Source organism: Macrococcus sp. PK (assembly GCF_022501545.1).
Lineage (GTDB): Bacteria > Bacillota > Bacilli > Staphylococcales > Staphylococcaceae > Macrococcoides > Macrococcoides epidermidis.
In genome coordinates, this window is sequence record NZ_JAEPRF010000015.1 from 81,681 (window position 1) to 97,327 (window position 15,647).

16 protein-coding genes and 1 riboswitch are annotated in these 15,647 nt (G+C 34.4%); of the genes, 8 read left to right on the forward strand and 8 right to left on the reverse strand.

Annotated features, from left to right (window positions below):
• Window positions 1–102: 102 nt before the first annotated feature.
• The 5 genes from JJJ02_RS09455 (at window position 103) to JJJ02_RS09475 (ending at window position 7,300) form a co-directional block, all read left to right on the forward strand.
• Window positions 103–3,282 (forward strand): efflux RND transporter permease subunit, encoded by a 3,180-nt coding sequence (locus JJJ02_RS09455; RefSeq protein ID WP_255724845.1) that lies wholly within the window; start codon window positions 103–105, stop codon window positions 3,280–3,282.
• 67 nt (window positions 3,283–3,349) lie between these two features.
• A riboswitch (SAM riboswitch) is annotated at window positions 3,350–3,455 on the forward strand.
• Between the two features lie 71 nt (window positions 3,456–3,526).
• Window positions 3,527–4,537 (forward strand): methionine ABC transporter ATP-binding protein, encoded by a 1,011-nt coding sequence (locus tag JJJ02_RS09460; protein WP_239242038.1) that lies wholly within the window; start codon window positions 3,527–3,529, stop codon window positions 4,535–4,537.
• Complete coding sequence (locus JJJ02_RS09465) at window positions 4,538–5,200, forward strand: methionine ABC transporter permease (RefSeq protein WP_111716828.1); 663 nt, start codon at window positions 4,538–4,540, stop codon at window positions 5,198–5,200.
• 85 nt (window positions 5,201–5,285) lie between these two features.
• Complete coding sequence (locus JJJ02_RS09470; protein ID WP_239242037.1) at window positions 5,286–6,128, forward strand: MetQ/NlpA family ABC transporter substrate-binding protein; 843 nt, start codon at window positions 5,286–5,288, stop codon at window positions 6,126–6,128.
• A gap of 11 nt (window positions 6,129–6,139) precedes the next feature.
• Entirely contained in the window at window positions 6,140–7,300 is a 1,161-nt protein-coding gene (locus tag JJJ02_RS09475; RefSeq protein ID WP_111716825.1) for an aminotransferase class I/II-fold pyridoxal phosphate-dependent enzyme, read from the forward strand.
• Window positions 7,301–7,332: 32 nt separating this feature from the next.
• Here JJJ02_RS09475 and mspA read toward each other — a convergent pair whose 3' ends face one another.
• The 4 genes from mspA to JJJ02_RS09495 form a co-directional block, all read right to left on the reverse strand.
• A complete protein-coding gene (mspA, locus tag JJJ02_RS09480) occupies window positions 7,333–7,653 on the reverse strand; it encodes a membrane stabilizing protein MspA (RefSeq protein ID WP_111716823.1) in 321 nt (106 codons plus the stop codon).
• A complete protein-coding gene (locus tag JJJ02_RS09485) occupies window positions 7,650–8,795 on the reverse strand; it encodes an MFS transporter (RefSeq protein WP_239242036.1) in 1,146 nt (381 codons plus the stop codon). Before JJJ02_RS09485 ends, mspA begins: the two co-directional genes overlap by 4 nt.
• Window positions 8,796–8,888: 93 nt before the next feature.
• On the reverse strand, window positions 8,889–9,047 hold the full coding sequence (locus JJJ02_RS09490; protein WP_239242035.1) for an SE1832 family protein: 159 nt from the start codon (window positions 9,045–9,047) through the stop codon (window positions 8,889–8,891).
• Window positions 9,048–9,050: 3 nt separating this feature from the next.
• Entirely contained in the window at window positions 9,051–9,524 is a 474-nt protein-coding gene (locus tag JJJ02_RS09495; RefSeq protein WP_170122541.1) for a GyrI-like domain-containing protein, read from the reverse strand.
• A 77-nt stretch (window positions 9,525–9,601) separates the two neighbouring features.
• On the opposite strand from JJJ02_RS09495, the gene ybaK reads away from it, so the two are divergent.
• The 3 genes from ybaK to JJJ02_RS09510 are packed head-to-tail and all read left to right on the forward strand — an operon-like array spanning window position 9,602 to window position 12,088.
• The gene (ybaK, locus tag JJJ02_RS09500; RefSeq protein WP_239242034.1) at window positions 9,602–10,084 is read left to right on the forward strand and encodes a Cys-tRNA(Pro) deacylase; all 483 of its coding nucleotides are present in this window, start codon (window positions 9,602–9,604) and stop codon (window positions 10,082–10,084) included.
• Window positions 10,074–11,156: a metallophosphoesterase gene (locus tag JJJ02_RS09505; protein ID WP_239242032.1), complete on the forward strand. Its 1,083-nt coding sequence runs from the start codon at window positions 10,074–10,076 to the stop codon at window positions 11,154–11,156. The genes ybaK and JJJ02_RS09505 overlap by 11 nt, the downstream gene beginning before the upstream one ends.
• Before the next feature lie 26 nt (window positions 11,157–11,182).
• Window positions 11,183–12,088, forward strand: coding sequence for an AEC family transporter (locus JJJ02_RS09510; protein WP_239242031.1), 906 nt, complete (start codon window positions 11,183–11,185; stop codon window positions 12,086–12,088).
• Window positions 12,089–12,134: 46 nt separating this feature from the next.
• On the opposite strand, the gene JJJ02_RS09515 is transcribed toward JJJ02_RS09510, so the two are convergent.
• The 4 genes from JJJ02_RS09515 to JJJ02_RS09530 form a co-directional block, all read right to left on the reverse strand.
• A complete protein-coding gene (locus tag JJJ02_RS09515; RefSeq protein WP_239242030.1) occupies window positions 12,135–12,920 on the reverse strand; it encodes a glucose 1-dehydrogenase in 786 nt (261 codons plus the stop codon).
• Between the two features lie 17 nt (window positions 12,921–12,937).
• On the reverse strand, window positions 12,938–13,789 hold the full coding sequence (locus tag JJJ02_RS09520) for a GRP family sugar transporter (protein WP_111745204.1): 852 nt from the start codon (window positions 13,787–13,789) through the stop codon (window positions 12,938–12,940).
• A gap of 160 nt (window positions 13,790–13,949) precedes the next feature.
• Window positions 13,950–14,801 (reverse strand): GNAT family N-acetyltransferase, encoded by an 852-nt coding sequence (locus JJJ02_RS09525; protein ID WP_239242029.1) that lies wholly within the window; start codon window positions 14,799–14,801, stop codon window positions 13,950–13,952.
• Window positions 14,802–14,806: 5 nt separating this feature from the next.
• On the reverse strand, window positions 14,807–15,619 hold the full coding sequence (locus JJJ02_RS09530; protein ID WP_239242028.1) for an HAD-IIB family hydrolase: 813 nt from the start codon (window positions 15,617–15,619) through the stop codon (window positions 14,807–14,809).
• Between the last annotated feature and the right edge of the window lie 28 nt (window positions 15,620–15,647).

Below are 15,647 nucleotides of genomic sequence, written 5' to 3' on the forward strand. Positions count from 1 at the left end.
TATTAATATTTAATGAAGTTGTGTGATATTAGGTGCTTTATTTGGATAAATCATGTAAAATTGCCTATTGTTAAGAAGTTATATATGAATGGAGGAAAAGTCTTGATTAAGAAAATAATTGATTTTTCTTTGCATAATAAACTCGCTATCTGGTTGATGACATTAATTATTTTAGCAGCTGGGGTTTATAGTGCAACGAAGATGAAGATGGAAATGTTACCAAGTATGTCAACACCGGTAATATCGATTACAACACCTTATCCAGGTGCTACACCTGAGGATGTTTTAGAAGGTATAACCGATCCGATTGAAAAAAAAGTTAAGAATTTATCAGGTGTAGAAAAAGTAACAAGTCAGTCTCTTGAAAACGCTTCTGCTGTAACGGTGCAATATAAATTTGGTACAGATATGGATGAAGCACAAAATGAACTGGAAAAGCAGATTGATAAAGTTGAGATGCCTGAAGGTGCTATGGATAAACAAGTATCTCAAATGTCGATGTACACTTTCCCGATTATCAGCTATTCAATATCTAGTGATAAATCAGATATCAAGACTTTAACAGAAAAGATAAAGAAAGATTTAGTACCTGAAATTGAAGGTATTGAAGGTGTAACAAACGTTACATTTTCAGGACAGGAAGTTGAACAGGTTGAACTTCAGTTTGACGACAAAAAGTTAAAAGCGAAAAAGTTAACTGAAGATAGCGTATTACAGTTTATTAAAGGTGCTACAATGGATGCGCCACTTGGATTATATACTTTCGGTAATGATTTAAAGAGCATTATTGTAAATGGTCAGTTTACAAATGTAGAAGCATTAAAATCGCTTAAAATTCCGGTGACAGATAGTAGTGCTACTCAAAGCCAAACAGCCCCAAGTCAGTCGGCACAAATGCCACAAGATCCGGATCCGGCAGCACAGAAGGCTATGATGGAAGCGATGAAAAATGCCAAAGTGCCAACTGTGAAGTTATCAGAAGTAGCAGATATAAAAACAGTGCAAAGCCGTGAATCAATTTCTAAAACAAATGGTAAAGACTCATTAAGCGTGCAGGTTATCAAATCAGACGATGCGAACACTGTAACTTTGGCTAATGAAGTAAAAGAAAAAGTTAAACAATTTAAAAAAGACAATCCTGATATGAGTGCCGTACTTATGATGGATCAGGCAAAACCGATTGAAGATTCAGTTAAGACGATGGCGGAAAAAGCGATTATCGGTGCGATATTTGCGGTTATTATGATTTTGATCTTCCTAAGAAATATTCGTTCAACTTTAATTGCGGTTGTTTCTATTCCGATGTCTATTTTAATGGCGATGCTTATTTTAAAACAGATGGACATTTCACTTAACATTATGACGTTAGGGGCGATGACCGTTGCAATTGGACGTGTTATTGATGACTCGATTGTCGTTATTGAGAATATATTCCGTCGTATGTCGCTTAAAGGTGAGAAGTTAACAGGATTTGCATTAATCAGCAGTGCAACGAAAGAAATGTTCATTCCAATCATGAGTTCAACGATGGTTACAATCGCTGTATTCTTACCATTAGCTTTAGTATCTGGGTCTATTGGTGAAATCTTCAGACCATTTGCATGGACCGTTGTATTTGCATTACTTGCCTCACTTTTAATTGCGATTACTATCGTGCCGATGCTTGCACATACATTCTTTAAGAACGGTATTAAAGGTCATCATGACGATGAAGAGAAGGTTGGAAAGATTGCTGGATTCTATCGCAAGATATTAGACTGGTCATTAAGACATAAAGCGATTGTATCTGCATTAAGTGTGTTATTACTTGTGGGTAGTCTATTCTTAACACCTTACTTAGGTACGTCATTTATTTCTACAGGTGAAGATAAGTTACTGGCATTAACATACAAACCGAAACCAGGTGAAAAAGAAGAAGACGTTGTGAAAAAAGGTGAAGCAGTTCAGAAAATATTAGCTAAAAATGAAAACGTTGTGAATACACAGTTTTCTGTTGGTGGAGAAAATCCATTCAACCCTGTCGCATCTAATGATATGGCAATGATGGTTGAATACAAGAAAGATACACCAAACTGGGAAGATGAAGCGGATAAAGTGTTAGCGAAAATTGCTAAATTAAATCATGAGGGCGATTGGAAAAACCAGGACTTCGCAACAGGTGGTGCAACAAATGCGGTTACAGTAACCGTAAATGGACCATCGACAGAAGCTATTCGACCAGTCGTTGAAAAGTTAGAAAAAGAATTAAAAGATGTAAAATCATTAACAAATGTCAATACGTCACTTTCAGATAGTTACGATGCGTATACTTTAAAAGTAGATCATAATAAATTATCTGAGTTAGGTTTAACAGCTGGACAAGTTGCAATGACATTAAATCAACGTAGCGATGATAAAGTTGTAACGAAAGTTGGCGAAAAAGGACAATCAACGGAAGTAATCTTAACGAAGAAAAAAGAAGATAACTGGACGAAAGAAAAGTTAGAAAATACAAAACTTACATCACCATTAGGTAAATCAGTGAAATTAAGTGATGTTGTAAAAATTGAAGAAACTAAAACTTCTGACACGATTAAACGTGAAGATGGTAATATTTCAGCATCCGTTGAAGGTAAAATCAAAGGTAAAGATGTAAGTAAAGCAACACAAGATGTAACAGAAAAGGTTAATACTTTAAAACACCCTGATAATGTTGATGTTCACGTTGGTGGAACAAGTGAAGATATTGGAGAAAGTTTCTCTCAACTCGGGCTTGCAATGCTTGCAGCAGTAGGTATTGTTTATCTCATCTTAGTATTAACATTTAAAGGTGGACTTGCACCACTTGCAATCCTATTCTCATTACCATTTACAATTATCGGCGTAATATTAGGACTATTAGCTTTCAAAGAAACTTTATCAGTACCATCTATGATTGGTATGTTAATGTTAATAGGTATCGTTGTAACAAATGCTATCGTATTAATTGACCGTGTCATTAACAAAGAAGCAGAAGGTTTACCGACACGTGAAGCAATTTTAGAAGCTGCAACGACTCGTGTACGTCCAATACTTATGACAGCACTTGCTACAGTTGGCGCATTAATGCCGTTATTATTTGGTGGAGATGGTTCGGTATTGATTTCTAAAGCGCTTGCTGTAACGGTAATCGGTGGTTTAGTATCATCCACGTTATTAACATTAATTGTAGTTCCGATTGTATATGAATTATTGATGAAAATGCGTAATAAATTTACGAAAAGTAATACAACAACAGAGCGCGTAACCGTTGTAAATAAATAAAAACTAAAGAATTCATTGACAATTGAAAATTTGAGTACTAATATAAATACCATATTAAAAATTAAATATCTTATCCAGAGAGACTGAGGGAATTGGCCCTATGACGTCTCAGCAGCGGGCTCTTACGAGTACTGTGCTAAATCCAACAAGCTATTATGCTTGATAGATAAGTGACTCATATATTACGTCATTGCTATTAAGCAATGACGTTTTTTTCTTTGGATAAGTAAGTGGAGGGAATAGATTGGCGATACAGTTTATTGATGTCAATAAGACATACAGAAGGAACGGTAAGACGACACAAGCGTTGAAAGATATTTATTTAACGATTCCAACCGGAAAGATATTTGGACTTATTGGTTATAGTGGTGCTGGAAAAAGTACTTTGCTCAGAACAATAAATTTACTCGAGAGACCTACGAGTGGCCAAGTGCTTGTCAATGATGTAGATATTACAACGTTAAACAAACAGAAACTACAAAAAGAACGATTAAACATAGGGATGATTTTCCAGCAGTTTAATTTAATCCAATCTAAGACAGTAGCGGAAAACATCGCATTCAGTTTAAAAGCAGCACATTTCCCTAAGAAACAGTATGATGCTCGCATTACTGAATTACTTAATCTTGTAGGACTAACCCATCGCCGTGATAGTTATCCAAGAGAGTTGTCTGGAGGACAAAAGCAACGTGTCGGAATTGCACGTGCGCTTGCCAATGATCCGGAAATATTGTTGTGTGATGAAGCGACGAGTGCGCTAGATCCAGAGACAACAAAAAGTATATTAAACTTGATTCGCGATATTAATCAGAAATTAGGGATTACTGTCGTTGTAATTACGCATGAGATGGATGTCATAAAAGAAATTTGTGATGAAGTGGCCGTAATGGATAATGGTGAAATCGTGGAACATGCAGATGTATTTACTGTGTTTTCTAATCCACAAAGTGATTTAACAAGACACTTTGTAAATGATATCTATCATCTGGAATTACCAGATCAATATACGAAATTAAATGATGAACATAAAGAAATTATTACGGTTAAGTTTATTGGAGATAGTGCAGAAAGTGCCTTTATCAATAATTTATATAAGAAATTTAACTGCGATATCTCGATTATTCAAGGTAGGATTGAATACATACAGAATCAACCGATAGGTATATTAACTTTCGAAGTTACAGGTGATATTCAAGAAAGAATTGCTATAAATGAATACATAAAGAAATCGAACGGAATCGAGAGGGTGGCATAAATGAGCGATAAATTTCAAACACTTCTACCAGAATTATATAAAGCATTTTTAGAAACGATTTTAATGTCTAGTATTGCAATTACACTCTCTGTTCTTATTGGATTGCCACTTGGTATCCTTCTTTATTTAACACGCAATCAATTGCTTTTACCGAATGGACCACTTAACTCGATATTAGGATTTATCGTCAATATCATCCGTTCGTTTCCGTTTATCATTTTGATGGTAGCGATACTGCCATTTGCTACCAAGATTGTTGGGCAGTCCCATGGTCCTTATGTTGCAAGTGTCGCTTTAACGCTTGCCGCTGTACCTTTATTTGCTAGACTTATTGAAACATCTTTAAAGGAAGTCGATAAAGGTGTCATTGAAGCATGTGTAGCTACTGGTGCATCACTTAAACAAATTATTATGGACGTGTTAATTCCAGAAAGTATGTCAGGGATTTTTCAGGCAATTACTTTAGCGATTATTAGCATACTAGCTTATAGTGCAACTGCTGGTGTTATCGGTGGCGGAGGTATTGGTGACCTTGCCATTCGATATGGATACTATCGTTATGACAACGTTACGATGATTGTAACAGTCATTATACTCATTATACTTGTACAATTGATTCAAATAACTGGTGACTTTATCAGTAAACGTGTAGATAAAAGATAATAAGTAAAAACGAAAGATTAAAATAAAAAATATAAACGAAAATAATAAAGAACGAAAAAATTAAAGCAACGAAAGAAGGAAGAATATGAAGAATATAGTTATTTTTATATTGTCAGGCATCATCGTTATATTGTTATCCGGGATATTATTAGATAAAGGTAATCCGTATGAGCGTCAAAATGCGGATGTAAAAAGTACGCAAAGTAAAGATAAAGGCAAAGTTAGTATTGGTGCAACGAGTGGACCTTATGCTGATATGGTAAAGAAAGCAATTCAGCCTGGTTTAGAAAAATTAGGCTATACAGTAGCGCTCGTTGAATACTCTGATTACATTCAACCGAATAAATCATTAGCAAAAGGTGATTTAGATGCGAATTTATATCAGCACATTGAATTTATGAAACAGTTCAATGCCCAAAATAAGACGAATCTTGTTGCGACAGGACAAGTTCCAACTGCGCCGATGGGTATTTATTCTGGTAAATATAAATCATTTGATGAAGTACCTAATGGTGCAGAAATTGCAATTCCAAATGATCCAGTCAATGCAGCACGTGCTTTTAAGACATTAAAATTAGCACATCTTATAGATATTAAACCGGGGACAAACGAACTTACTATTTCAGAACGCGATGTCATTAACAACAAGAAAAATTTAAAGTTTGTTGCAGTAGAAGCGGCGCAATTACCACGTAGCAAAGATAGTATAGGATTATCAGCTGTTCCTGGTAACTTTGCATTAGCTTCTAAAATTGATTTAAAATCAGCATTACAGTTAGAGAAGATGGATGAACATTATCGAAATCGTATCGTTGTTAACAAGAAAAATGAAAATAGTCAATTAACAAAAGATATTAATAAAGTAATAACATCTAAAGCCTTTGATAAAGTAATAGATGAATCATTCGTTGGATTTGATAAACCATAGGAGGCAGTGTAATGGCATACACAAAAATATTAGAAACAATTCCGGAAAGTTATTTTGGTAAGACGATGGGGCGTAAACTTGATGTTGGAAGTAAACCCCTCATAAATATGGCGGTAGGGATACCTGATAAACCAGTACCTGATAGCGTAATTCAAGCACTGACTGAAAGTATTCAAAATCCACAGAATAATAAATACGGTGTGTTTAGAGGGAAAGAAACATTTAAAGCTGCAATTAAAAAGTTCTATAAAGACGTATATGATGTTGAATTAGACCAGGACAAAGAAATTTGTATTTTATATGGTACGAAAAGTGGGTTAGTGCATCTACCGACATGTGTGATTGAGCCGGGAGATGGTGTATTATTACCAAATCCGGGATACACGGATTATTTAGCGGGTGTGAAACTTGCTAGAGGGGAACATTATGAGCTGAAACTGTATCCGGAAGAACATTATTTACCTGATTTCGATAAAGTAGATGAAGCAAAACTTAATAACACAAAACTAATCTATTTAAATTATCCAAGTAACCCTACTGGTGCAGTTGCAACAAAAGCATTCTTTGATGCGACGATCAATCGTTTTAAAGACACAGATACAAAAATTGTGCATGACTTTGCATATGCTGCATTTGGGTTTGATGCAAAAAATCCTAGCATCTTGCAATCACCAGGTGCTAAGGATGTGGCGATTGAAATCTATTCATTATCTAAAGGTTTTAATATGTCTGGTGTACGCGTGGGATTTGCTGTAGGTAATGCAGAAATTATCGAGAACTTGAACTATTTCCAGGATCACACGCAGGTGGGTATGTGGGGTGCCATTCAGGACGGTGCTGTAGCGGCATTAGAACTTGGTGAATCGTTTTTAAATGAACAGAATGAATTATTTAAAAGACGTCGAGATAAAGTGACTCAAGCTTTAATTGAAGCAGATATTCCGTTTGAGCCGATGCAAGGTGGCATATTTATCTGGATAAAAGTGCCGGATGAATTTAATAGTGAAGAATATGTAGATTTCTTACTAAAGTCACAAAGTATGCTTACAACACCGGGACTTCCGTTTGGAAGTTTAGGTGATCAATACATTCGTGTTTCACTTGCAGTAGATGATGCTCAAGTGGATGAATTTATTGAACGCATTAAAGAAACAAATGTTCTTTATGAATGATAAAAAAACAGGATGCTATTTTGGCATCCTGTTTAAATATATATGGCTATAATCACAATAACCATTAAAGCGATAACAAGTGAAAAAATATCTAGAATTCTTTTTGCTTTTGAATCATTAAATTTATGTTTATAAGCTGCGATTTCAATATTCATCAATAAACATATCGCAAGTAATGTAATCCAGAACTTCATATTTCCCGGGATATGCATTACAGATGTAAATATAAAGAAGCAATACCCTAATCCTAATATAATACGTAATATATTTAATATATTCAATTTAAGATGATAGATACTCGTGTAACTTACAATAAGATACATCAATGTGAACAAAGTGATTAAAAAAATCATACTGTACGTCCTTTCTTAAAGTACATCATTAAGACGATTGTACCTATAACTGTCATTATTGCACCGAAATAAAATGGTGCATCAATTTGTTTTGATAAAATTCCGGTAAAAGCAAGTGGACCAAGAATACGTCCTAAGCTATCCATACTGTAACTGATAGAAGTGAGTTTACCCATATTACTACGATTGCCTTCTTTAGTCAATCTGCTTGTAAGCAACGTTCTAACTAATGCGTTACCAGCCATTAGAAGTACTAAACATAGTCCTGCATACCATAAATTCATAGAGAATGGTAATAGGATAAATGCGATAACTGTTAATATCTGACCTGTAATAATAACAGGTTTTTCTTTCCCATCTTTTACTTTACGTAAATAACCACCTTGGAGACCGGCATTGATCAATCCACCGATCATAAAAAGAAGACCCATTTGAGTAGTTGTGATATTTATTTTCTCAATTTCAAAGAGCTGGAAAGTACTTTCCATACCACTCATCGTAAACATAACGATAAAAGTTGAGATTAAGATGAATATAATTTGTGGTGTCAGCATTTTTGAAGTACCTAGCTCAGTTTCTTTCCCACTGTTTCCGTGATAAGTTTCCTGTAAAGTTAGCATTGATAATATTGCAATTAGTACCAGTATGGCACTTGTGACAAAGTATGGCACCTGATAACTGATGCCGGATAACAAGCCACCAACTGCAGGACCGAAGATGAAACCAAGTCCAATCATCATTCCCATGAGTCCCATATATTTATTACGTTCTTCTTCACTTGTCATATCACTCACCATGCTTGTTGTCGTTGAGAAACAAGCACCGGAGAAGATACCACCTATAACACGTGCAGTATAGAGCATTGCCAGGTTATCGATAAAAAGACCGAACAAAAAGAAGCTTAATGTAAATCCGATAAGCCCGATGAACAATATTTTTTTACGGCCAATTTTATCTGATAGATATCCCCAAAATGGTGCGGCTAAAAATGAAAATATTGAATAACTGGCTAGCAATAATCCCATATGAAATGCATTTAAGTGCATACTATGCACAAGTGCCGGGATTACAGGAATAACGATGCTAAAGCCAAAATATATAAAAAACTGAATTGCCATAAGTAATTTGATTTGTTTGTTCATAAAGTCACTCCAAAAAATTTAATACATATATTGTAACGAATAATAGTGGAAAAGAATATAAAAAGTCACGGTTTTTTACCGTGACAGATCGCATTACATTTTATCGCGTGTTTCCTGTATTGCTTTTTCGATTTCAACAAGCTTTTGTTCTAATTTAGGTGAAGATTGACCGGTTGATTCAACCTTCTCTAAATCGTTTTGGATTCTTATATATTCTTCTTTAAGTTCTACTAATTGTTGTTCTAAATTCATTATTTACTTCCTTTCTACAGGTATCCAGATTTCTACTTTCGGGTTATCGGTTTCAAAATTCATATTTAGCGGGTAGAATTCTAAATCAGCAGTTTGCAATGGTCTGAATGGTGCATCTTTAAACCAAGTACCGTAAATATACTCAAATGTTTCCTGAATAGCTGTTGGAATGGGACCGATTGCATCAAATACAACCCATTCAGACGCAGGGATATAAGCTGTTTCGTAATTTTCATGCGGTTCTTTAGTCGCAACTGAAATTAAGTAATTTAAATGTTCAGATGGTTCTGTTTTAATGCATGCACCGATGTGACCTTTTAAAGTATCTACATCATTTAATTTTTGTAAGTCAGCAAGTGTGCCGTTGTGTTCAAGCTCATCCCAGAGCGGTTTGATTTCTCCCATTGTTTCGGTAGTGAATTCTCTTTTTAAACCACTAAGATAAAATGCGCCGAGCGATACAACTTTATATGTCATAGAAAAACCCCCTTCTAAAAGAAATATACATGAAAAGTGGTATATTATAAAGTGACAAGAATATTGGAGGCATGTATATGAGTAAAAAAGTAAAAACAAACGCATTAAGAAAACTTGATCAAAAGAAAATTTCTTATGAAACGTTCACATATTCGATAGAAGAAGATCAAGTTGATGGGATTACCGTAGCGAATAAAATTGGCCAACCAGTTGAAGAAGTATATAAAACATTAGTACTACAAGGTAAAAATAATTATTATGTCGCTGTTATTCCAGTTGAAGCAACGCTTAATATTAAAGCTGTCAGTAAAGTAGTTGGTGAGAAGAAGTTAGAAATGCTTGCTGTAAAAAATCTAGAAAAAACAACAGGTTATATTCGTGGTGGCTGTTCACCGGTAGGTATGAAAAAACAATTTCCCACTGTAATTGATGCATCTGCTCAAACACATGAGAAAATTATTGTCAGTGCAGGGCAAATAGGTATCCAGATGAAAGTTAATGTAGATGAACTCATACAATTAATCAATGCGAAAGTGAGTCGGATTACCGATGAAGATTAAAGATAACTACATGACAATGTCAATTAAAGATAGACGTACAATCGTTGTCTCAGATATTCATGGCAATATAGATTTATTTAAAGATTTGCTTTTAAAAGTAGCGTATACAGAAGATGATCGGCTCATTATTTTAGGTGATATTATCGATAAAGGTCCTAAAAGTATAGCACTCGTTGAATTTGTAGGAGAATTATTGAAAAATGAACATGTTCACATGGTTCTCGGGAATTGTGACTGTATCTTCGATGAATTAGAAGAAGATTATTTGTACAATTATATGAAACGCCGTCATACACTTGTACATGAAGCGCTGGATAAACTCGGTAAGACACTGGATGATTATGAATCACAAAGTGATATGGCTAAGGACGTGCGTAAGCATTTTAGTTACATTCATGATATCGTTCGTGATTTACCTTTAATGATTGAAACAGAAGATTTCATATTTGTACATGCAGGTATAGACCAATATGATTATATGAATACGTCTCGTTATAACGCACTGAACATGCCATATTTCTATAATGCAACGCATGATGCTGAAAAAATGGTTGTGGTCGGTCATTTTCCGACATGTAACTTTGTTGAAGATGGACTTATGAATAACAACATTAAGATAAATGAAGCGTCACGTATCATTGATATCGATGGTGGCAATCAAGTGAAATATAGTGGTCAACTTAACGCGTTAATCATTGAATATACAGATGATGCATACACATTAAATACTTTGGCGGTAGATGATTATAAGAGAAAGGTTGTAATTCAGGATTTCGAAGTGGCCTATCAGGAGCCGCATACGTTTACTTATCCGCATTTTGAAATAGAAGTATTTGATGGGGATGAATATTTCACGCAGGCAAAACACATACATACAGGAATAGACTTTATGGTAAAGACAGAATTTATTAAAGCAATTGAAGATGGCTACCGTCTAAAAGATGATTACACCGATTATTTCATGGATGTATCAATTGGAGAAGAAGTTGCTATCATTGATGATTCATACTTAGGGTATACACTTATTATGAAAGATGGTATTACTGGTTGGGTACCTGAAGAAGTATTGTAACAAGTTATTAAGAGAGAAGGTTTATCATGACACAAAGCTTTATTATGATTATCGCTTTGATTATGCTCGGATATATTTTGAAAAAGCTAAAATATTTAAAAGAAGAAGATGGAAGAGTACTCGCTACTTTAGTGATGAATGTAACATTACCTTCCCTTGTGATTGTGACTTTAAGCGGGGTAGAAATTGATGCATCATTGATTATGCTTCCGATTATCATGATTATATATGCAGTCATCGCAAAATTTTTAGCAATCCTTTTGTTTCTGAAATATAATAATCAACTTCGTGGCTCAGTAGGTATGATGGCTTCAGCTTTTAATATTGGATTATTTGCTTATCCACTGGTTGAGCAGATGTTTGGTGCTAAAGGATTACTGTACTTTGGAATGTTTGATATCGGTGGATCTATTATGATGTTTGGTGTAACTTACTTTGTCGGCAGTTACTTTAGTGAAGGGGGAGACACGTTTGATATTAGATATTTATTGATGAGTATGTTAAAGACCGTACCGTTAATGACATATATCATCATGCTGATATTTAATGTGATTCACTTTAAATTACCTTCTCAAGTGCTGGATTTCTTTGAAATCATATCAAAAGCCAATCTACCGTTATCCATGATTTTATTAGGTGTCTTTTTAAACTTTAAAATCGATAAGTATTACTTACCGATTGCAATGAAATACTTAGCGTTCCATTATGGATTAGGGGCATTTGTCGGTGCGATTTGTTACTTCTTATTACCGTTTAATGAGATGTTTAGAACGACTCTACTTATTGGTTGGCTATTACCGATAGGTGTAGCGATTATTCCGTATGCAATTGAATTTAAATATAAGACTATTCCACTGATCAGTATGATAACAAATATTACGATAGTGATATCGATTGTGATCCTGTATATATTTCAGTTGATAATGCTATAAAAGAAGAGCGTAAGACAAATTAACTTTGTCTTACGCTCATAATTTTTTATCCTTTACCACCCATGAATGATGGATATTTTGTCATACCACCATCAACATAGATTGTTTCACCTGTAATATAACTTGCATTTTCACTCGCTAAGAATATTGCCACATTTGCTACCTGGTGAGGTTCACCGATTATTCCCATAGGAATCATTCGTTCTGTTTCTTCACGTGTTTTATCATCGCTAAACTTTTCTTTTGTATGTTCAGTTACAATGGCACCAGGTGAAATATTATTAATGCGAATGCCTTTAGGTGCAAATTCCATACTCATCGTTTCCATCATTAATTTCATGCCACCTTTACTTGATGCGTAATTCACATAGTTTGGCCATGGAATGACATCATGTACACTTGAAATATTAATGATATTGCCTTTTTTACCGGTTTCGATAAAATGTTTACATGCTTCTCTACTACCGACAAATGCACCGGTTAAGTTAATGTGCATGACATTATTGAATGCTTCGGCTGACATTTCGACTGATGGTGTTGCTTTCTCATATCCCGCATTATTAATCATAATATCTAAACCACCAAAGGTATCGATTGCGGTTTGTATAATGTTAACAACGTCTTCTTCTACGGAAACATCGCCTTGCACAGTAATTGCTTCTCCTCCATTCTTCTTAACGATTTCAGCAACGTCCTCTGCTTTATCTTTACTTGAGTTATAATTGATGACTACTTTACACTCTTCAATACCAAATGCTTCAGCCATAGCTTTACCGATACCACTAGAGGCACCAGTAATAACGACAACCTTATCTTTTAAATCTTTATACATCATAAAACCTCCAGTATTTATTTTTTAGCTAGTCCTAATAAAAATGCTGCTACAATAATAAGAATAATACCGATTGCAATACCGATATACTGTTTCTTTGTCTTCTTTTCTTTTAAAATAAAAATACCGCCCAATGTTGAAACGACGACTAACATTTGTGAGAATGAGAAACTGGTTGCAACACCGACTTTTGGTTGTGAATAGAACAAAGCCATATTACCAAGTGCCCATACAACACCAGGGATAATATTTTTTAAAACATTTTTCTTTTTAGGCTGGTGTTTGAAACTTAATAAAATACCACCAATCACCATACCGATAGCCTGTGGAAATAGAGCATCCCATCCTTCAACTCCGAAGAATTGTCCGATGACAACGTATGTAACATAACCGATTGTAGAAATTATAAGTATGGGCAAAGCTTTCTTATAGTTATTATTACCACCATCTTCATTGTCACCTTTTAATGAAGTTAAAATGACTCCGATAACAAGAAATAATAATGCGGCTATGCCTAGTACTACTGCTTTTGTAGTTGTCCATTCGTTAAAGAAAAGTACAGAAATTAACGTAGTACTCACAAGTTGTAAACCAGTTGAAATAGGCATTGTTTTTGAAACACCTATCAGTTCAACACTTTTAAGCTGATTACCTTGACCAAGTGCCCAAAAAGCACCAGAAATAATACCTACTGCTAGTATTTTCAAATTTAATTCAGGTTGTACTATAAAGTATGTAATTGTACCGATAATGAATGCACCTAATACTGTACCCATAATTTGTTCATACGGAGAACCACCCACTTTAACGTTTATGAGTACAACACTTCCCCATAGTAATGCAGGGAGTAATGCAATTAATAAATCCATATATTCACTCCTTCTCTCTATATCGATAACTATCTTTTACCCTTAATTATTTTTACTAAAACGAGTATCTTTAATCGAAAAAATCGAGGTAACTTTATTAACTAAAAAATAGTTTATAAAATCTACCCCGATTTTAATATATATAATGAGATGGTGTATTTTACTCTATTGTATATTTAAAATGATTCATTTCATTGATTTTCTTAAATCCAATCGCTTCATAGAAAGCGATATTCTTTTCACGCTTGCTTTTCACGGAAATCTGTACGCGCTTTGCGTGATGTTTGTTGAAGGCATGATCTACGGCAAAAGACACAAGCTCATGACCGATACCTTTATTTCGGTACTGTGGATGTGTCGCTAAATATTCGATATTACAAACATCATCGTCGTTGATTTGAATCCATATACAAGCTTTAACAAGTCCTTCATTTAAATAAAGGTAAAGTTCATGTGTTTGTCCAACTGTAGATAATATCTTCTCGCATTTAGCTTTATAGTCTACCTGTAAATCTTTCATAAGACGAGTAAAACTTTTTTTATAAATAGGTTTATACTTGATGATTTGTGGTGCGATAGCTGTCGTTTTATTTTCTTCAGCTTCCATCGTATATGTTGTGCCTAAATATTGAGTGCGGAGATGTTTCATAACAGCCTGACCAAATCGATGTTCTTCATGGAAACTGAAATAATACGTTGTTGTACTTGGATGATTGCGTAAGAAATCCTGCCACATGACATCTATCATATTAAGGGTTTCTTTATCTGTTTTTGTAGTAATTGGACCAAGAATATTTGCTTCAGTTTCATTAATATGTTCCATACCAAATGCGGCGATGATTTCATCACCCTCAGTAATTTGTAACATATCTTCCGGATCAATATTATTAAGTTGATCGATAATACTTTGTTTTGTGACACGTATGTTTCCTACGTGGTGTTTACTATCCTGGTTTAATTGGAACAAGAAATCAGCTAATAATTGTATATCTTTCATTTGAGAAATGTACAAGTCTTTCACTCCTTGAAATAATGCTGTAGTCCTTCTAATATGCCTCTATTATATGGTGAATTGGTATGGTGTTTATATTTAGATTTTGCTTCTTCAGTTGCGTTACTTACTAAATACCCATGTTTGACACTGTTTAGCATTAATAAGTCGTTCCCACTATCGCCAAAAGCAAAGGTATGGTCTCTATCAATATTGAATTTATCCATTAAATATTGTACGACTGCATGTTTACCGGCAATTGATGGATAGAAATCCACATCATAATGATTTTCCGGGTCACCAATTTTAGGATTACACTTACTAACGTTCACGATAAAATTATGTTTTTTACCAGTTGTCTTAATTATATCAATATTTTCTGCATCCAGTTCTCCTAATGAGCAGTAATAATAGTTACGAGAAAATGGTGCATTTTCAAAAGGGGTTTGTGTGATTAAGTCTATATTTTGTTGCTTAAGTTGTTCTTCTATATTGAGAATGACGCTTTTATCAAAATTTAATTGCTGAAATTTGTTATGATAAGTTTCATCTCTAATCAGTTTATTATTTTTTACATAATATATCTCAGTGCCTGAATTAGTTGAAATAAAATGTGGATAGTGTCTGTAATTTCCTTTATCAAAACAAGCTTCTATCATTTCTTTAGTGCTGGCAGAAATAATGCCGAAAAGAATACCTTTAGCTACAACATTTTGTTCTAAAAATGCGTCTAGTGCGAGTACATCTTCAGGATTACTTAAATCATGCGCGAAGAACGTTTCGTCAAAATCCGAACAGATTAAGTATTCAACATTTTCCGGGAAATGAAGTGACTTCAATACATCCCCTCCTTATTTTATTTAAGCA